Raw genomic sequence first — 17,864 nt, 5'->3', positions numbered from 1 at the left:
GTGCACAGGTTCGAATCCAGCCCAGTTTCACGAGGCCCCGCTCTTTCTCGTTCTTTCGCGTTGATCGCCACAGCCCGAGCCCCGCCCGTGGTCGGGGCGCTGTCCGCTCGACCGCTCAGGACAGCGCGTACGCCAGGCCGAACGAGTCCGTCAGGAACGACATCCGCGCATCCTCCATCGCCACGAGGACGGCGCTCACGTCCCGCCCCAGGTACGCCCCCCACGCGTCGACGCCTGCCTCCAGCGCACCCATGACGGTGATCAGTGCAGCCAGCGCAGTAGCGGCTTCACCAGCCCAGGAACCGTCTGCCGAGCGCCCCCGCGCGATCATCCACGGACGTCCATGCGCTGCACCGGAGACCAAGGGATACGAGCTCGTGCTCCACGGTGGCAGGAACGCCTTGATCTCCGCCGAGATGCTGTGGTCGAGAGGCGCAGACTCCCCGTCCACCGTGTACCCGGTCAGCCGCCCGCGCCGGTTAACCTGTTGCACAGCCCCCGCAGCGGTTACCAGCTGCTCGGCCTCCGCGATGTCACGTACGGCTGCGGCCTGCTCCTCCGGACCGAGCACCGCAGCCGCGCCGCTCTGGTTCTGCGCCTCCTTCACCCGCAGACTGGCCGCGCGAGCAACCCTCTGCCCCACCGACACAGCCGGGTCGCACAGGTAGCCGACGAAAGCCGCGCCCTCCAGCGTCGCTCGGCACAACGTCAGCGGCGACCACACAGGAGGCGGCGACATCATCAAGTCGTGCTCCAGCGCACGAACGTGGTCGAGCGCATGTGCCCAGATCAGCCGACATGCGTCGACCAGCAGCTGGTGGAGGTGCCACCGGGCATCCCGCTCTGGCCCCTCAGGCATTGCATTGAGAGTTTCGGCTTCCTTCGCCCACACACCGCCCGGCACTGCCCCGGCCGGCAACTCCACCGCGCGGCCAGTGTGCTCTCGGAACGCGCGCAGCAAACCTGAACTTGCCTGGGCTGGCGCCGGATTGATCGGGACGCAGAACAGGCGCCCGCCGTCAGGCGCCACCAGAGAACCATCATTCATGACCTTGAGACTAAGGAGCCCGAACCCGCCGCCGCTCGGAGTTTCCAGGCCCTCGCCTGCCTACTGCAAGTATCCGAGCACCGTGTGCGTCCGACAGACGTCTTTTCGGGCTGCGCGCTGCTCGGCCCCCTTGCGCTCGGAACGCTCTTCCCGTGCAAGGACGGGACGAAGAGGTCCGTGCCACACGCGTGCCAGATCCAGCGGGGACCCACGGGGAACAGCGGGGTATCGAGCGGTGGTCCACCAGGGCACCAGCGCTCTTAGTCACAGGTCAGGGGGACAACCCTGGCCAGAAGACACGAGCTTCCCAAGCTGGGGGCTTGGGCCCCGTGGTCACGGGCCGACCGTCGCGGCTTGCTCTGGTCAACGGCACCGGTAGCGTGGCTGAGGCCTGTGGGGGGCGCAGCGAGGCATACGCGCGCCTGATCGGTCGACGCACCCGCCATCGTGGCTGACCGTCGTCGGCTGAGGTTCAGAGGGGCCGCATCGAAGGTGCCCGCCGTCAGTCGAGTGTGGCCCTGCACTTGCAGGGCTGGGCCGTCTCTGGGCCGTCCGAGGCTGCTCATCGGTGGCCAAAGACGACCAACGACGACCACCAGCAGCGCGAGCCCACCGCCAGCTCGCGGTGCCCCATGGGGGCGCCGTTCAGCCGCAGTCGCCGCCGACAGCGCTCCGCGGTCAGCCCCCATCCTGCGCGTACCTCATGTAGAGGGTTTGCCAGGGAGGTTACGGGCAGTCAGTCGTCGGCGCGCCCACCTGGCGGCGCATCAGCTGGCAAGGTCCAGTTCGACCTTCTGCCGGGTGCCCCAGCCGGTCTTGTAGCAGGTCGCCATGGCGTACCAGCGAACGAACCGGAACACGGTGAACGCGAAGATCTGCGCGATCGGGGCCGCAAGGAACGTCAGGAAGTGAGACCAGAACGCGTCGTCGCTCCGCTTGAAGCTCAAGTAACGGAGCGCTTGTCCGTATCCGATGAGCACTGGGATCAGCAGCAGATCCCACGTCCATTGCTTCTCAACCACCGGCAGGTACAAGAACAGCACCACGAAGATCACAGTGGACAGCACCATCTGCACCCAGCCCAACAGGTGTCCCCAGTATGCGTAGTTGTTCAGCCGTAGGTACCGGAAGCGCCAGAAGGTGCGGATGAAGGCTCCTCGCATCCACCGGGTGTACATTCGGAACAGCTGGGAGAAGTTGTCCGGCATCAAGGTAGTGGCGAAGGCAGTGGGCTGCTGCACCGCCTTACCCCGCTGAAGCGCGTAGATCGTCAGCATGGAGTCATCGGAGAACTCCACCTTCCGGCCACAAAACGTTTCGTTGAGGTACCCGTCCAGGTTGTCGTCGAGGATGCCCGAACGATAGGCAGCGAGGACCCCGGAGTTCACAAGCACGCCGCCGAGCACGGACTGCGCCGATCGGTCCACCAGTTGCCCCACGACGAACCACAGGTCCGTCATGCGTACCAGCATGTCCCGCCACTTGCGTGGCTGTCCCTTCTGGTTCACGTTCCCTCGCAGGTTCGAGGCGAGCACGATGCCGGCGACGGACTGGATGTCCTTGTCCGCGAAGGGCTTCAAGATCTCCTCAAAGGCGTTCTGGTCCAGGTTCGCATCCGAGTCGACCGTCACGTAGACGTCCGTGATGACGCCTGCCCGCCGAGCACCGGTGACGGCGAGGCCCTGGGCGTGACGCTTGCCGGGTGTCGGGGTGGATTCCCAGATGAGGGGGATGCGCAGCGCCGTGCACTCCGCCTCGAACCACGCCTCAACCTGCGAGTAGTCCACGGAGTTGTCGTTCTCGACGACGATGATGCACTGCGGGAGACGGGACTGGCGAAGGATGGAAGCCAGGCACTCTCGGAAGGCGTTGGGCCCTTCGTTGCGGACCGGGATGGGAACCGTGACCCGAAGCTGGTCCAGATGTTTCTGCTGCCGTGGGGAGACCTTCTTAGGCCGCTCGGAGAAGTACAGGACGCACTGCCACATCAGCATGAGGAATGCGAGGGAGTAGACAGTGGCAAAGCGCTGCCCCTGGCCCTGCCAGGTGTGAATGCCGGAGTAGATGTGGCGGACCAGCCAAATGGAGAGGACCGCCCCCGAGAGGGCGGCCCCTGCCAGGATGCGGGTCCGGGTGCGGCGTACCCGGATCACGTTCATACCTCAGAAACCCCCTTGTTCCTGCGGAAGTTCGTTCGTACGAGGACGGCACCACCGACGACGAGCACGACCGCCAGGGCCAGCAGCCACAACTGCTGGAAGGCGACCCCTCCCACCGTGATGGCGCCGGCTCCAGTAGCGGCGAGGCTTCCGCCTCTCCCCCCTGTGTAGTTCATGGTGTTTTGCTCCTAAAATTGGTTGTACTGGACACTTGATAGCCCGTGCCCTCGCGAGTGGGGCGGCTCTCGGCTGCGGCTTGTCTCCGTCATCTGTGCGATGGCCGGCCCGTCTCCACAGCGCGCCGGTCAGGCAGAACCCCTTGAGATCACGGTCTCGAGGCGGTTGACGAACGCGAGTTGGGTGCCCGGAGGGCAGCTGCGGCTCCCGCAGTGACGGATGTGCGCAGCCACCTATCGACCCGAGCGAGGACCACCCTCGGCGCCAAGCTGGAAGAGTGACGAGAGTCGTCGCATCCCCTGCGTGCACTATCCGCGCTGAGGCCCTCGTGTGGTTGGTGTTACACCCGCCCCCAGGCGAATGTCACCGCACGTCCCTGACCAGTCCGGGCCCAGGAACAGTTGCCTGATCAACCCGGCGGTCGCGGTAGGCATGGCGCCGCCCAAGGCGCAAAGTCCGCCCGCTCGTACACGATATGACGCTATCTCGGCGGCAAGTCGTAAGGGGGTATGCGGCAAATGCAACAAGCCGACACCGCCTCACCCTCCGGCCCCCAAGGCAGACGTGCGGTCGATGACCATCACCGTCGATGGCCGCGACAGGCGTCCGGACACTTATCGAGTGGGTGATGGTGCCGTCAATGAGAGCAGGCACAACAGCCAGCTCAAGCCCCCCATGCCCGGACATACCCCTCCAAGGGCAAGTACCTGATCCATCAATGGTGAAGATTCTGTGCCCAATGTGTATAGCATGTAGGTGGTTGATAGTGGAACTTCATCTCGCTGACCGGTAACAAGGAGGCAGAGCCGCAGGTAACTTCCTTGCGTCTCTGGATGCTCAGCGGCTACTACCCAGAGCAGCGGCATCCCTCTGTGACCACCATCTCGCAGCCTCTACCGCGCCTCTGGCCAGTGGAACCACTCGTCTCCCTGACGCAGCGTCGCATCTCCTCCTGATGAACGAACGGAGTCCCGTATGCAGGGCAGCACCCGCAGCGTCGCCGTCTTCGGCGCCGGCTACATCGGACTGGTCACAGCCGCCTGCTTCGCCCACCTGGGCCACCGGGTTACCGTCCGCGACATCCAGCCCGAACGCATCCGTCTGCTGAACTGCGGCGACGTGCCCATCTACGAGCCGGGGCTGGGTGACCTCCTTGCCGAGAACAAAGAGCGCCTGACCTACACGCTGGACGCCGCAGAAGCCGTCCGCGACGCCCAAGTCGCCTACATCTGCGTCGACACCCCGCCCACCGCATCCGGAGACGCCGACCTGTCCCGTGTGTGGGCCGTCATCGACGCCCTCAAGGACGCACCCCATCTGACGGCCGTCGTCGTCAAGTCCACCGTCCCGGTCGGTACCGGAGCCCGCATCAGGGCCGCTCTCAACGAGGCCGGCCTCGAACACATCGGCTACGCCTCGAATCCCGAGTTCACCGCCGAAGGCCGCGCCGTCACCGACTTCCTGCATCCCGACCGCATCGTCATCGGCACCGCCGATCAGACCACCGCCGCGCTGCTCGCCGAGTTGCACGCCGGCATCGACGGCCCGGTGCAGCAGATGGACGTCGCCTCCGCCGAAATGGTCAAACTGGCTGCCAACGCCCTGCTCGCCACGAAGATCACCTTCATCAACGAGATTGCCACCGTCTGCGAAGCGACCGGCGCCGACGTCACCCACGTCGCCGACGCCATCGGCATGGACCACCGACTCGGCCGCCACTTCCTCAACGCCGGCCTCGGTTACGGCGGATCCTGCTTCCCCAAGGACTCCCGTGCCCTTCGCGCCATGGCCAGCAACAGCGGCTACTCCTTCCAACTCCTCAACGCCGTCATCGCGGTCAACGACCTCCAGCCCCGTCGCGCCGTCCAACGCCTCAAAGCCGAACTCGGCACCCTCGGCCAGCGGCGCATCGCTCTGCTCGGCATGACCTTCAAGCCCGGCACCGACGACATGCGCGAAGCCCCCAGCACTGTCCTCGCCTCCCGTCTTCTCGCCGAAGGCGCCACCCTCACCTGCTGGGACCCGATTGCGCGCCCCGACGACACGCCCCCTTGGGCCGCGGCAGAACGGCACCCCACCGTCATCGAGGCCATCACCGGCGCCGACGCTGCCGTCATTGTCACCGAATGGCCCCACCTTCGCGAGGTCGACTGGGAACGGGCACGTCCCACCATGCGCAACCCATTGCTCCTCGACGGACGCAACCTGCTCGACCCCGACGCGCTTTCACGTGCCGGGTACACCTGCATGGGCGTCGGACGTGCCACAAGGCGACCTCAGTCCTGATTCCTTCATGCCGCGGACAGAGCGCACTGCCGAGGGGTTGGTGAATGACAGCAGCGGAGTACAGCAACCACCGCAACCGGAGGTGGCCGACAAAGTCCTTCGGAAGCCCCACGACCAGCGTCCTGGACCGCAATGGCCGTCCGGCCGATAGTTCTGGACGAAGAGGTCTTCCCCAGGCTGGCGACAGCCGACGGTGGAGCTCGGGCCGTCTCTGGGCCGTTCGAGGTCACCCGGTACTAACCAACAACGACAGAAGCCCACGGCCGCTGAGCAGCTCAGAGCCGTGGGCTTCGTCAGTCCCGCTGGCCAGCGAGACCCTTGATCAGTAGACCGGCAAGTTGGCCGCACTGAGCAGGTCGTAGCCGCCAAACGCGCCCGCCCCTTCAGGGGCGATGAGGATCGCTTGCTGCCAGGAGGTGACCGCGGCTGGTTGCGACGCGGAGCACGTCTCGCAGTGCCCCGGTCAGTTCCTTGGCCAACCGTCGCAGGTTCTCCGGGCCTTGGTCCTGGTCGTCGAGGGTGTCCGAGGCATGCTGCAGCAGCTCGGCTGCCGTTCCCAGTTGTACCGCTTCGATGTTGTCCGCCAGGCGGGACATGTAGCCGCCCTTGTCGTCGGTGTTCAGGTAGCAGGGCTTGCCTTCCGGCCCCGACCATGGGAGGAGTCGTAGTTCGTTCGGTGCCGTCATCCCTGCATCTGCCTCTCATCGGGCACGTGATGGGTGGTGAAGACCGCGTCGACGCAATCCCCTGGGAACGCCAGAAGGGCGGCCTCGACGACTCGCCCGGCTGTGTCGGTCGCGACACGTGTGATCGCGAGGACTGTCTTGGAGGAGCCGGTCCGGAGGGCCGATGCTTCGTCCGGTGTTGGTGGGCGGGCGCATACCGTCTCCCGGACGGTTGCCAGCGGCGAGCCCAGAATGGCGAGTCGTCGGGCGGACTCCTGCCAGGAGGGTTCGTCATCCAGCACTTCGGCGGGGACCAGGTCGCGCGGGATGTAGATACGGGCCAGTCCGCGCGGGGACTCTTCCTCGTGACTGACGCAGAAGAACTCAGCGAGTGGACTGCCCCTCGGCACCTTGAGCAACGTCGTCAGGTGGCTGTCTGCCGGAACCGTGGTGGTGCGAACGGTGACGCGCAGAGCTGCTTCAGCAGCGGTCCACGGGTCCAGCGTCCCCCAGCCACCGACGTACACGATCTTGCGGAGTGGGCGGCGGACGAAGTTGCCTTTGCCGTGGATCTTCTCGACGAGGCCTTCGCCCTGGAGGACCGCGAGGGCACTTCGCAGCGTCACTGTGCTGACCTTGTAGCGGTCGGCGAGGCCGGCCTCGGACGGAAGACGTTCGCCCGGCTTGATGCGGCCGGTCGTGATCTGCTGCCGGAGATCGTCGGCGATGTCGTGATGGCGTGATGGCACGGACCGGATCACCGCCTCCTCTGCATCCGAACGGCGGCGAGCCGGGTTCGCGCGTGTATGGTCAGCAGCTCGCCCGACTCGAAAAGGAGTTGCTTGGCTCCCTGCGGGAGTTGGAAGAGGTCCCTCACCCGGCATGCGCTGCCGCCGAGTTGGATGACATCACCACGTTGCACGGTGGCCGCGGTGATCTCGACGTTGGACGCCAGCGCGCCGCCGGGTGCCCAGCCGCTCACTGCTCAACCTCCGCGGGCGTCGAGTTGTGAGACATCGAGTGACACGGGCAGGCGCACGTCTCGTAGACGACCGGCAGGTCGATCGGTGCGGATACCGGGGAGGGCTCCGTGCAGGCAAGATGCGTGCCGATACGGCAGGCAGTCGACCGGTAAGGGACGGCCGAGGCGTCGGCGATGTGTGGCTGTTGGCGAGGAGGCATCAGCGGACCCCCGCAAGGCAGGACCAGGCTTCAGCGGACAGGTGGGCAGCAACTACCACCGCATGCGGTCGTACTCGTTCCTCCCAGGCCAGCACGTATGGGCGGACGAGTGCGTTGTCCTCCCCCACGAGCGGGTGCCGGTGATTCGCGACGCTGGACGCCCGGCCCAGAATGACCGTTGGCGCGTCGGCGGAAGCAGGGAAGGCGGGGACGGCCGGCGGCCTGGAGGGCACTAAGGGGCGTCGATGCCTGCCCTTGGGGGCGTACCGCGCTCTGGTGAGGGAGACGGCACGGCGGATACGGTTGAGCACGCTGCTCAGCTCCTATCGCTGATGGCTCGGTCCCCCGACATCGCCCGTCGTGGGGACCGTTTTATGTACGACCGCCCAGAGAGTGCGGCCGTTCAGGCTGGTGGCGAGGAGCCCGAACCGGTCGGCCTCCGCCACCACGTCCAGGACCTCCCGCCATAAGTCGGCGGAGAGCGATTCCGGTATCTCCGCTTCAACCGACGTGTACCGGTCGTGCTCCTCCATGCGCGCGGAGAGCCCGACGGCGGACAGCCGGGCGGCGATGGCCGCCGCGCTAACTCCCGAAGCGGGCACAGGGCAGCCTCCGTCACCGGCGATCACTTTGAGTGAAGCTAGTTAACTAGATTAGAGCTAGTGGACTAGATTTTCCATATGCCTGAGCAGCCGCCCTATCTCCGCATCGCCGACGAACTCCGGCGCCGGATCGCGGAGCACGTCTGGGAGCCAGGGGACCGTTTGCCGTCCCGCGCCCAGATCGGCCAGGAGTGCGCGGTGGGCGAGAACGTCGTCCGCCGGGCTCAGGAGTTGCTGATCTCCCAGGGTGTGCTGGAAGGCCGCGCCGGTTCGGGCACGTACGTCGCCGAGCCCCGGCAGCGAGTGCGGGTGGTCCGGTCGTCCGCGCGTGAGAGACCCGACGGGTCGCCGTTCCGGGCGGACATGAAGGCTGTGGGTAGGCAAGGGGATTGGGAGAGCCGGACCGAGGCCAAGGTGCAGGCTCCAGCGGACATCGCTGCGCGGCTCGGCATCGCCGAGGGCGACCTGTGCGTCCGCACGACGTACGAGTTCCTGGCCGACGGCAGGCCGGTGCAGCTGTCCACGAGTTGGGAGCCGTACGACCTCACCGCCGGCACGCTCGTCGTCCTCCCCGAGGGAGGGCCGCACGGCGGGACGGGTGTCGTGAACCGTATGGCCGCGATCGGCATCACCGTCAGCCACGCCGTGGAGCAGCCGGAGCCGAGGCAGGCGACCGCCGAGGAGGCAACACTTCTGGGCATCCAAAAGGCCGCGCTCGTCATGCACATCCGGCGGACGTACTACAGCGATCAGGGGCGGCCCGTGGAGACGGCGGACATCGTGGTACCCGCCGCTCACTGCGAGATCGTCTACGAGATTCCCATCAATCGATGACGGTTCGGGGCCGTTGCGCTCCCAGTGACCACCCATCACACCTCCCGCACCCTTGTGGCTCCGTCAGGATTTCGCGCACGAGGACCAGAGTCAGTGCCCGAGTGGTCGCATCCACGCGTTCGGCCCTGCCGATCGATATGAGTCCCAGCGTCATCCATGACAGTCCGGTAATGCAGTACCAACTGTGGTACCGACACCCAGCCTCGCTACCGCTACAGTGCGCGCCGCGAACGGGGAAGTCAGCCTCGTATACGAGGCCTTTTGTGATCTTGACGCCTCAATCCGGTCTCTACCGGATACTCGGTCGCCGCCAGTCGAATGCGTATCGAAGGCTCGTCCATGAGACGCCGAGCACGGGAAGAAGAGCAGGTCAGCAAGGGTGCGATACACGACCCGCTAAGCGCCTTCTAAGCGCTTGGCCGCAGGTTCGAGTCCTGCCGGGGGCGCATAAAGCCTCTCACCTGCGAAAACACGTGAGGGGCTCTTTCATGTCCAGATGCACATCGCTCCCTGAGCAGGTGCCTTCACCTATCCACGATCGTGGGTAGCCGTGCCACCTCCGTTCTCGGGCCTCTAGAAGCGGTCGTCGTGCCGGATCCCGGGGGCAGCCGCGGTCAGCAGGGGTCGCTTGCAGGCCCATGTGCACCCGCTAGCTCGGCAGTGGAAGCCGCAGGTCACAGGTAGAGCGCCCCTGCCACTCTCCTGAGTGAGCGTTTGGCGCAGGTTCGAGTCCCACCAGGGGGTGGCGCTGAGCGCTTCGGTCGGCCTGTCGAGCGTTGGCTGCAGGGCCCCTGTGCCGCCTGGTTTCGTCACTGTGGCGTAGTGGGCGCTACGGACCGCTCGGGCCGCCGGCGCGGTCGCCGGCGTTCTTTACAATCACTGTGTCGCCGACCCGGCTGAAATCGTAGAAGCGGTGGGCGTCCGCCGTGCTCAGGTGGATGCAGCCGTGGGAGGTGTCTGCCCGGCCGATGGCGTGGTCCCAGGGCGCAGCGTGTACGAATACACCAGCGCTGGTCAAGCGCACCGCCCAGTGGACCGTGAGGGCGTAGTAGTTGGGATTGCGCGCATCGCATGTGATGTGCGCGCTGCACGAGGTCATCCTGATGACCGCGTTCTTGCCCAGTACATGGAACGTTCCGGACGGCGTGCGGAAGTCAGGCTTTCCGAAGCCCACGGTGAAGGTCATCACCGTCCGGCCGTGATCCGTGACGGTCATCCGGTGAGTCGCCTCGTCGAGCGTCGAAACGTGGCCCGAGGAGGCGGCCTGGGCGGGACCGGCGCCCAGCGTCAGGACGGCCGCCAGGGCACCGACCAGCGCGAGCCGGGTGGCGTCACGGAGGCGTGGGCTTGAGGCTTGGCGTCGGTGTGCCATATCTGATCACCACCGCTCTCTTGCACAAACCACCATATTCGCCCCTCATCCTCGCATCGAGGTGTCCCCAGGACACCTCGATCATTAAATCGAACACGTGATTGAATTCAAGGCATGGCGCACAGGACGTTCCCACCAGAGTTGATGCAAACGCAGCACGACTGGAACCGCACCTATGAAGCGCTCGCTCGACGGCCTCCTCAGACCACAGCGGTGCGCAGGCGCTTGCAGGTGCTCTCCAGCCGGCCGGTCTCCCATCCGTACTGCCACACGCGGGCTGGTCGATCGTCAGCGGCCAAGGTGGAGCTGCGTCGACAGGCGTGGGCGCAAGGGGAAGCGGAAGCCTCGTGAACGACCGGCTGACCGAGCGTCCGAAGCTGCCCCGGGGACCGACAGGGCGAGCTGCGCGAGGGCGTCCGACACACTTTGTGCCGCCGAACCCGTCTGACGAGCTCCGCCACGCATCAGAGAGCTGCGAGGGGCGATCGACGCATTCGCTCCGGAGCCGTTGCGGGTCGGGCCTGCCAGCGGGTGCCCCTCTCGGCAGACGCACAGTCAAGTGGCTGGCGCAGCATGACGAATGATGAGGAAGGCCCCGCCGCCGACCGTACGACCGCCGTGACCGATTCGGCTGGGGCTGCGGATCAGAAGCTGTGCCCCGGCGGACGGCCTGGCTCTCCGGGCCGTCCGCCGGGCCGTCCCGGGTCACACGACGACGGCCAACGCTGACGACCCTTGACCGCTTGGCCCCAGATCACAGCGTTGATCGCCTAGTAGAGCCCAGGTCAGCGGGCCCCCGGTCACTCCTTCGGCTACTGATCCAGTCCCTATCCCCGGCCTCTTCGCATCCGAGTAACGCATCCACACGCGCCGTCGGGTAGACGGCCGGCCCCAAGGTCGCGCCGGAACGGGACGTGCGGCCATGGGAGCCGTCGCGTCCGCCAGCCGTCAGTAGCGGTGGCCGGGCCAGTGCGGATCCGTCCAGCGGTCCTCGCCCATGAGTCCTAGCAGCCGTACCCGGTGCTGCAGATCCGCCGATACGCCCGACTCGCGGAGCCGCACCGCGGCATGGCTGAGGAGCCAGGCGACCAGTTCGGCACGCATCTCTTCCTCGTCGTGTTCGTACCAGTCGACGCTCCACGGCAGACCGTCTCCCAGGAGCTCGCACTCCCATTTCGCGACCGCCTCGGCGAGACGTCGGTCGCTGAGGTGCCCGGTCTGCCTCTCCCACTCGGCAAGCCAGGGGCCGACCGTTCCGGACGCCTCGGCACACATCGCGAAGACCTGGTGCGCCGGGACGACCGCATCCGGATCGGTGAGACTCTGCGCCCACCAGGCATGCAGGAACTCGCGTACCGAATCGGCTTGATCATCCGGCCACTGCTGCCAGCGGGCGCGGGCGAAGGAGTATCCGGCCTCTTCCAGTCCGAACAGGGGCTCCGCGTGACCGGCGACCAGGACCCTGGCGAACTGCGGCAGAATGCGGCGCAGCACGGCCGCGTGATCCCTCCAGTCGATGGCCTGCCAGGTCCGACGCAGGAGGTCCGGCTCCAGTTCCACGTCCGGCGTCTTCAGCAGGGAGAGCTCCTCCGAGCTGCCCCAGTGGCATTCGCAATTGCTCTCGTCCGGATGTGCGGTCATGCCATGGAAGGTGACAGAGAGGTTGTCCAGGGCGGCGCCGAGGCGGATGCGTGCGGGATGGTCGGCGAGAGGCATGTGTACCCGGCCTTCGAGGACTCCGGACGGCTTCCGCCGACCGAAGATCGTCACTTTATCCGGTGAGGCGGGGCCTTGCACTGGCCGCCCCGGGATGGGTGCGGACGGCGGTGAGCCGACAGCGACGGTGAAGAGAGCCAAGCCCGAGCTGACATCGACGAGTGACTGTGAGGATGGCGGTGGCACCGTCCGAGGGGTCTGACCCTCCGTCTGACCGACGCATGCTGTCCTGTCGATGATTTGTCGGCCACTTCGGGCGGTGCCGTTCGGCGCGCTGCCGGTCGGGCGTCGCCGAACGCGGGGGCCAGGAGCGGTGCCGGTGGACCGGCTGGACAGTGAAGCGCCGCGCCAGTGCTCCCAGTCACCGGCCTTCGTGACCTGTCCGTGGACCGGCAGCCCGCGCGGCGCTGGGCGGTGGACAGGAACGGCAGATCGAGTACGACAAGGCTGGGCCCAGGTCGGCTGCCCAGCAGGTGAGGGAGCCAAGCGACCTCGCTGCGGCCGGAACAGTCCTGTCGAATGCGCGCCGGAGTCGGCACGTAAGTCTCCACCAGACCGTACGACCGGTTTTTCCCGCAATGCAATTTCCGGGGCGGTCGTGACATTGAAGAAGCGTTTCACTTGACTCGAGTGGCGTTTGTGAAATTGCGCGCACACGAATCGTTTCTCCTGGTCCGATCCGATAGGTCTGCCGCCCGGCGCCCTCCCACTACCCGCCCGCCACATCGAACACGTGCGGGCGTATTCCAATTGATACGGCATTTATCCGTCGGCAAAATGGCAGGTCACCGCACGGTTCCTCACGCATCTACACACCACGCTGCGCATGCTCCATTGGGACTAAAAAAAGCCTGGTTACCGCGCCAAAAGGTGACTGGTATAGAGCCATGTGCTCTTCTTCAGCTGAAATCATCCGACAGGCCGCTTTCGGCAGCGGACGCATGGGCGCCGGCTGCAACAGGCCTCCTGCATGAAGGGTCAAACCTCGTGAGTCTAGGTAACGGCATGCGCCCCGGCGCTCGACGTGTCGGCGCGGTGTCGGCGCTCTCCGTGGGCATCATGACGGCGCTGACTTCGGGCATGGCTTCCTCCACCGCGGTCGCCGCCCCCAGCCACTCCGTCACCGAGGTGAAGGGAGTGCATGCGCAGTCACGGCAGGCCGGCGTCGACCTCGCGGTGACGAAGGACGGTCCCGCCTCCGCCACGGAGGGCGACCCCGTCACCTACACCATCACCGTGACGAACAACAGCGCGATCGCCTCGAGCGGCTACACCGTCACCGACTACCTTCCGACGGGTATCCGCGGCGTCGTTCCCCCGCCCGGTTGCACCATCCCCTCCGTGGGCCGACTGGTCTGCACCCACGGTCCGCTCGCGGGCCATGCCAGCGCCACGATCACCGTGACCGGCACCGCCGGCCAGGACTTCACCAACCTTCAGAACATCGTCACCGTCGAAGGCGTCGAAGCCGACACGGACTACACCAACAACGCGGCCGCGGTGCGCACCGTGGTCGCGCGGCGGCAGGTGGACCTGTCGCTGACGAAGTCGGGGCCGTCGTCGGCGCCCGTCAACAGCCCGGTGACGTACACCCTCACGGTGCGGAACAACGGCCCGCACGCCTCGACCGGCTGGACCGTCAGCGACCAGCTTCCGTCGACCCTGCACGGCCCGTACACCACCTCGCCGGGCTGTACCGTCTCCGTCACCAACCTGCTGACCTGCACCGGCGGTCCACTGGCCGTGGGCGCCACCGCCACGGTCACCGTGACCGGCTTCGCCGGCCCGGGCTTCAACGGCGTGCGGAACACGGCGGTGGTCAGGGGCCTCGACTTCGACCCCGGCCTGGGCAACAACACGGCCAGCAACCGGGTCACGCGGCCCGGCCTCAGGATCACCAAGACCGCGGACGCACCCCAGACGATCCATCCGGGCGACACCGTCCGATACACCGTCAGGGTCCGCAACACCGGGGAGACCGACTTCGTGGGCGCCGAACAGGCCCACTTCACGGACGATCTGACGGATCTGCTGGACGACGCCCGGTACAACGACGACGCGGACGCCACCCGCGGCGTCGTCGGCTATGCCGAGCCGAGGCTCACCTGGACGGGCGACCTCAGGCGGGGTGAGACGGTGACCATCCGGTACTCGATCACCGTCGACAGCCAGGACTTCGGCAACCTGCGGCTGCAGAACGGGATCGTCTCCGACAACCTCGGCAGCAACTGCCCGACGGCCGATGCCAGCACGGAGTGCCGGACCCTCGGCACCGTCCACGTCCAGGACAAGGCGATTCGCCCCACTCAGCGGTAGTGACCCGCGACCGTGCCCCGGGCCGTGTGCCGAGCCCGGGGCGCGGTCGTGTTCCCGCCCCGACACGGCGTGTCACCCCGGTCATTGGGGTGAGAGCCACGGCGACTTCGTTTTATAGGAAGAAAGAACGTCAACGGTTCCGTGGGACATACGGGAAGGTCTCGCGCACGAGCGCACCACCACGGGCACAGGAGGAACCGATGACGAAGAGGTCGCGCGTCCGCCGCGGACGGAGTCGCCTCGCCGCCCTGGCCGCCATGGTGGGGTCCCTGATAGTGACCGGCGCGCCGGGGGCATCGGCCGCGGGGACGCCCGAAGTTCGTCTCCGGGGGGACGAGGGCACCGTGATGTGCCGCCTGTCCACCGGGCCTTATCAGCGTCAGGTGGAGAAATTCCTGGAGCTTCCCCAGGACGGTAAGCAGTCCGCCGAGGACTGCGCCGCGATCCAGAGCATGCAGAGCGCGTACGGCATCAGCCCGGCGGACGGCTACGCCGGGCTCGTGAGTCATCGGGCCGCGGCGCTGGACTGGGCCATGCGGAACCCGGCCTCGCTCACCGGTTGCGCCGGGAGGTCGAGGCTCGTCGTCTGCGTCGACCAGACACGCCAGTTGGTGTGGGTGCAGCGGAGCGGGGAGATCGTTTTCGGGCCGGTTCCCGCGCGCACCGGGATGCCCGGCCACAGGACCCGCAACGGGTCGTACAAGATCTACAAGCGCGTGGAGAAGTTCTGGTCCAGTCTGTACAACGCTCCCATGCCGTTCAGTCAGTTCTTCGACCGCGGCGAGGCCCTCCACGCGAGCCACCGTCCGATCTTCGAAGAACCGGGCTCCCACGGCTGTGTGAACCTCCGTTACGAAGACGCCAGAACGCTGTGGCCCATGCTGCGCGTCGGTGACGGCGTCGTGGTCTTCGGCAAGCGCGAAGGGAAATGAGCCCGCACACCGGTTCGATAGAGTTTCCCCTCGATAAGAGGGGCTGGGATGCGCCTTCGGTGTGCCGTGCTCGACGACTTCCAGCGGATCGCGACCTCCGTCGCGGACTGGTCACCGGTGGCGGACCGGGTGGAGGTGGTCTCCTTCGCCGGGCACTTCGCCGGCGAGGACGCCCTGGCCGAGGCGCTCGCCGAGTTCGACATCATCGTCACGCTGCGCGAACGGGTGCCTTTCCCCGGTTCCCTGCCGGCCCGGCTGCCCCGGCTGAAGCTGCTGATCGCCTCCGGAATGCGGAACTCCGTCATCGACTACGAGGCTGCCGAGGCGCACGGTGTGACCGTCTGCGGCACCGCCGGCTCCTCCACGCCGCCCGTCGAGCTGACCTGGGCGCTGCTGCTCGGGCTCGCGCGCGGGGTGGGCGAGGAGAGCAACGCCCTGCGGGACGGCGGTCCCTGGCAGAGCACGGTGGGCGCGGATCTGCACGGGCGGCGGCTCGGGCTGCTCGGGCTCGGGAAGATCGGCAGCCGGGTGGCCCGGGTCGGGCTCGCCTTCGGCATGGAGGTCGCCGCCTGGAGCAGGCACCTCACCGAGGAGCGGGCGCACGAGGTCGGCGCCGAACGCGCCGCGTCACTGGAGGAGTTGCTGATGAGCAGCGACTTCGTCTCGGTGCACCTTGCGCTCGGCGACCGCACCCGAGGGCTGATCGGGGCCCGAGAGCTCGCGCTTCTGAAGCCGACCGCCTATCTCGTCAACACCTCGCGCGCCGCCATCGTGGACCAGGACGCCCTGCTCGCAGCGCTGCACGAGGGCCGCATCGCCGGTGCGGGCGTCGATGTGTTCGATGTGGAGCCGCTCCCGGCCGATCATCCGATGCGCACCGCGCCGCGGCTGCTCGCCACCCCACACCTGGGGTATGTCTCCCGGGCCAACTACGCGACGTACTACGGCGAGTCCGTCGAGGACATCCAGGCGTACCTCACCGGGGAGCCGGTGCGCCGCCTCGGCTGAACCGGCGACCGGACCGGCCGGAGCGACAGGAGCGCCGGGCCGCCCTGCCGCCGGAGCGACCGGACTGGCCGGAGCGACCGGACCGCCGGGCCGCCCTGCCGCCGGAGCGACCGGACTGGCCGGAGCGACCGGACCGCCGGGCCGCCCTGCCGCCGGACCGGCCGGAGCGACCGGACCGGCCGGAGCGACAGGAGCGGCCGCGCACGCCGACAGCCGCCCGCGGGCCTGGGCCTGGCGGGCGGCTGTGCGGTACGGGCGTCGCCGGGACTCGGGGCGGCGCGCGCTCGTCATGCGCCATGGGACTCGGGGCGACGTCACGCGCCACGGGACTCGCGGCGCCGTATGGCGCGGTACTCAGCTCGTCGAGCGGGACGGCATCGGCGTCAGCATGTGCGACGCGGACGGCATCGGCGTCAGCAGGTGCGGCGGGGACGGCTTCGCCGACGGCAGCGCCGGGAGGCTGGGAAGGGTCGAGGGGACGGAGGGGTTGGGCAGGGGCAGTAGACCGCCCGTGAGGAAGCCCGTGGCGAGGACCTTGACGAGTTCGGTCACGACCGCTGTGGCGGCCGGGGCGACCTGGCTGGTGTTGGCGGATGTCGCGGCCGCGAGCAGTCTGTCGATCGCCTGTCGCAGGCCGGCGAAGGTGTCGTCCTCGTCGGTCCCCGGGGACGTCGTGGCCGTGTCCATGCTGACCTTGGCGATGGCGTCGTCGACGGCCTTGCCGAGCCTGGCCGCCTCATCGGCCGGGAGGCGGTTGTGGTCCGCCTTCAGCACAGCGGCCAGCAGGTCGTTGACCGGGCGCACGAGGACGTCGGCGTTGGGCGGGAGGGATGCCTCCGCGGGGGCGCGGCCACGCGCCGAGGCGTGGTCGGCCGCCACTGCGGCCGGTCCGGCGATACCGGTGATCATCAGGGCGCAGAGAGCAGAGGAGGCAAAGCGCCGCGCGGGCAGAACACGCATGGATGTTCCTTTCGTCGTGAGGCTTGGTGCCTGAGATTCACCGTGAAAGGTGACATCGCCCTCTGCAACCGTTCGGCGGCTCCGCGTAACCGTCCCGGGGGACCTCGTCGTCCCGTCGTGCCTGGTGGGACGGCCTGTGGAGAGATCGAAACGCCTCCCACCCGTTCGGCGGAACAGCCGCCCGCCCGGGGGCTGCGCCGAACGGCCCGGGAGTGGCACCGACCCGCCCCGGCACACCGCCGCCCTGCCCCGGCACACCGCCGCCCCGCCCTCGTACGAACGCCGGCCGGCCCCGCACAAACGCCGGCCGGCCGCTTCCCGCAGGAGAACGGCCGGCCAGAAGGATCCGCTCGGGCGTCAGCCGTTGGCGCAGTTGTTGTTGGCCGCCGGGTTCAGCAGGCCGATCACGGTGGCCGTGACCCCGCAGGCGTTGACCGGAACGTGGGCCGGGGCCTCCACAACGTTGCCCGCCACGATGCCCGGGGAGGTGTCGGCGGCGGCGCTTGCGCCGCTGTCGGCGGCGGCGATACCGGCGGTTCCCGCCACGGCCGCAGCGGCAACGGTGGTCAGGGCCAGGCCCTTCGCGATACGCGACATGGAGAGGTGC

16 protein-coding genes are annotated in these 17,864 nt (G+C 67.7%); 5 read left to right on the top strand and 11 right to left on the bottom strand.

The window, feature by feature from the left end; translation table 11 throughout:
- Positions 1-115 precede the first annotated feature (115 nt).
- From ABZ876_RS21765 to ABZ876_RS21755, 3 genes are all read right to left on the bottom strand, one after another.
- Positions 116-1,048: a hypothetical protein gene (locus ABZ876_RS21765; RefSeq protein WP_361783498.1), complete on the bottom strand. Its 933-nt coding sequence runs from the start codon at positions 1,046-1,048 to the stop codon at positions 116-118.
- Between the two features lie 767 nt (positions 1,049-1,815).
- Positions 1,816-3,207, bottom strand: a complete 1,392-nt coding sequence (locus tag ABZ876_RS21760; protein WP_361783495.1) for a glycosyltransferase — start codon at positions 3,205-3,207, stop codon at positions 1,816-1,818.
- A complete protein-coding gene (locus tag ABZ876_RS21755; RefSeq protein ID WP_361783492.1) occupies positions 3,204-3,383 on the bottom strand; it encodes a hypothetical protein in 180 nt (59 codons plus the stop codon). The genes ABZ876_RS21760 and ABZ876_RS21755 overlap by 4 nt, the downstream gene beginning before the upstream one ends.
- A gap of 976 nt (positions 3,384-4,359) precedes the next feature.
- Between ABZ876_RS21755 and ABZ876_RS21750 the strand changes: the two genes are divergently transcribed.
- Positions 4,360-5,670 carry a UDP-glucose/GDP-mannose dehydrogenase family protein gene (locus ABZ876_RS21750; protein WP_361783489.1) on the top strand — a complete coding sequence of 437 codons (1,311 nt, stop codon included), beginning with the start codon at positions 4,360-4,362 and terminating at the stop codon, positions 5,668-5,670.
- Positions 5,671-6,053: 383 nt separating this feature from the next.
- Here ABZ876_RS21750 and ABZ876_RS21745 read toward each other — a convergent pair whose 3' ends face one another.
- From ABZ876_RS21745 to ABZ876_RS21730, 4 genes are all read right to left on the bottom strand, one after another.
- Positions 6,054-6,356: a hypothetical protein gene (locus ABZ876_RS21745; protein WP_361783486.1), complete on the bottom strand. Its 303-nt coding sequence runs from the start codon at positions 6,354-6,356 to the stop codon at positions 6,054-6,056.
- Complete coding sequence (locus tag ABZ876_RS21740) at positions 6,353-7,096, bottom strand: GntR family transcriptional regulator (protein ID WP_361783483.1); 744 nt, start codon at positions 7,094-7,096, stop codon at positions 6,353-6,355. The genes ABZ876_RS21745 and ABZ876_RS21740 overlap by 4 nt, the downstream gene beginning before the upstream one ends.
- Positions 7,093-7,317 carry a hypothetical protein gene (locus ABZ876_RS21735; RefSeq protein ID WP_361783480.1) on the bottom strand — a complete coding sequence of 75 codons (225 nt, stop codon included), beginning with the start codon at positions 7,315-7,317 and terminating at the stop codon, positions 7,093-7,095. The genes ABZ876_RS21740 and ABZ876_RS21735 overlap by 4 nt, the downstream gene beginning before the upstream one ends.
- Before the next feature lie 523 nt (positions 7,318-7,840).
- Positions 7,841-8,119 carry a hypothetical protein gene (locus ABZ876_RS21730; RefSeq protein WP_361783477.1) on the bottom strand — a complete coding sequence of 93 codons (279 nt, stop codon included), beginning with the start codon at positions 8,117-8,119 and terminating at the stop codon, positions 7,841-7,843.
- A gap of 78 nt (positions 8,120-8,197) precedes the next feature.
- Here ABZ876_RS21730 and ABZ876_RS21725 point away from each other — a divergent pair, with 78 nt between their 5' ends.
- On the top strand, positions 8,198-8,953 hold the full coding sequence (locus tag ABZ876_RS21725; RefSeq protein ID WP_361783474.1) for a GntR family transcriptional regulator: 756 nt from the start codon (positions 8,198-8,200) through the stop codon (positions 8,951-8,953).
- 829 nt (positions 8,954-9,782) lie between these two features.
- Here the strand turns inward: ABZ876_RS21725 and ABZ876_RS21720 are convergent.
- Together ABZ876_RS21720 and ABZ876_RS21715 are read right to left on the bottom strand one after the other, a co-directional pair.
- Positions 9,783-10,238: a L,D-transpeptidase gene (locus ABZ876_RS21720; protein WP_361783760.1), complete on the bottom strand. Its 456-nt coding sequence runs from the start codon at positions 10,236-10,238 to the stop codon at positions 9,783-9,785.
- Positions 10,239-11,273: 1,035 nt separating this feature from the next.
- Positions 11,274-12,041: a hypothetical protein gene (locus ABZ876_RS21715; RefSeq protein WP_361783471.1), complete on the bottom strand. Its 768-nt coding sequence runs from the start codon at positions 12,039-12,041 to the stop codon at positions 11,274-11,276.
- A gap of 1,080 nt (positions 12,042-13,121) precedes the next feature.
- Here ABZ876_RS21715 and ABZ876_RS21710 point away from each other — a divergent pair.
- The 3 genes from ABZ876_RS21710 to ABZ876_RS21700 all read left to right on the top strand — a co-directional run bounded on the left by ABZ876_RS21710 (position 13,122) and on the right by ABZ876_RS21700 (position 16,297).
- On the top strand, positions 13,122-14,357 hold the full coding sequence (locus tag ABZ876_RS21710) for a DUF11 domain-containing protein (RefSeq protein ID WP_361783468.1): 1,236 nt from the start codon (positions 13,122-13,124) through the stop codon (positions 14,355-14,357).
- 200 nt (positions 14,358-14,557) lie between these two features.
- On the top strand, positions 14,558-15,289 hold the full coding sequence (locus ABZ876_RS21705; protein WP_361783465.1) for a L,D-transpeptidase family protein: 732 nt from the start codon (positions 14,558-14,560) through the stop codon (positions 15,287-15,289).
- Between the two features lie 48 nt (positions 15,290-15,337).
- Entirely contained in the window at positions 15,338-16,297 is a 960-nt protein-coding gene (locus ABZ876_RS21700) for a D-2-hydroxyacid dehydrogenase family protein (protein ID WP_361783462.1), read from the top strand.
- A gap of 354 nt (positions 16,298-16,651) precedes the next feature.
- Here the strand turns inward: ABZ876_RS21700 and ABZ876_RS21695 are convergent, their stop codons facing one another.
- Entirely contained in the window at positions 16,652-17,257 is a 606-nt protein-coding gene (locus tag ABZ876_RS21695) for a hypothetical protein (RefSeq protein ID WP_361783459.1), read from the bottom strand.
- Positions 17,258-17,614: 357 nt separating this feature from the next.
- Positions 17,615-17,854: a chaplin gene (locus ABZ876_RS21690; RefSeq protein WP_361783456.1), complete on the bottom strand. Its 240-nt coding sequence runs from the start codon at positions 17,852-17,854 to the stop codon at positions 17,615-17,617.
- Positions 17,855-17,864: the final 10 nt, after the last annotated feature.

This window comes from Streptomyces sp. NPDC046931, assembly GCF_040644655.1.
Taxonomy (GTDB): domain Bacteria; phylum Actinomycetota; class Actinomycetes; order Streptomycetales; family Streptomycetaceae; genus Streptomyces.
This window is presented reverse-complemented; position numbering and strand designations above follow the sequence as displayed.

Bases quoted from the DNA above. Each gene is read 5' to 3' on its own strand.
- ABZ876_RS21755 (WP_361783492.1), bottom strand. From the start codon at position 3,383: ATGAACTACACAGGGGGGAGAGGCGGAAGCCTCGCCGCTACTGGAGCC.
- ABZ876_RS21710 (WP_361783468.1), top strand. From the start codon at position 13,122: ATGGCTTCCTCCACCGCGGTCGCCGCCCCCAGCCACTCCGTCACCGAG.
- ABZ876_RS21695 (WP_361783459.1), bottom strand. From the start codon at position 17,257: ATGCGTGTTCTGCCCGCGCGGCGCTTTGCCTCCTCTGCTCTCTGCGCC.
- ABZ876_RS21750 (WP_361783489.1), top strand. From the start codon at position 4,360: ATGCAGGGCAGCACCCGCAGCGTCGCCGTCTTCGGCGCCGGCTACATC.
- ABZ876_RS21745 (WP_361783486.1), bottom strand. From the start codon at position 6,356: ATGACGGCACCGAACGAACTACGACTCCTCCCATGGTCGGGGCCGGAA.
- ABZ876_RS21700 (WP_361783462.1), top strand. From the start codon at position 15,338: ATGCGCCTTCGGTGTGCCGTGCTCGACGACTTCCAGCGGATCGCGACC.
- ABZ876_RS21705 (WP_361783465.1), top strand. From the start codon at position 14,558: ATGACGAAGAGGTCGCGCGTCCGCCGCGGACGGAGTCGCCTCGCCGCC.
- ABZ876_RS21690 (WP_361783456.1), bottom strand. From the start codon at position 17,854: ATGTCGCGTATCGCGAAGGGCCTGGCCCTGACCACCGTTGCCGCTGCG.
- ABZ876_RS21725 (WP_361783474.1), top strand. From the start codon at position 8,198: ATGCCTGAGCAGCCGCCCTATCTCCGCATCGCCGACGAACTCCGGCGC.
- ABZ876_RS21715 (WP_361783471.1), bottom strand. From the start codon at position 12,041: ATGCCTCTCGCCGACCATCCCGCACGCATCCGCCTCGGCGCCGCCCTG.
- ABZ876_RS21765 (WP_361783498.1), bottom strand. From the start codon at position 1,048: ATGAATGATGGTTCTCTGGTGGCGCCTGACGGCGGGCGCCTGTTCTGC.
- ABZ876_RS21760 (WP_361783495.1), bottom strand. From the start codon at position 3,207: ATGAACGTGATCCGGGTACGCCGCACCCGGACCCGCATCCTGGCAGGG.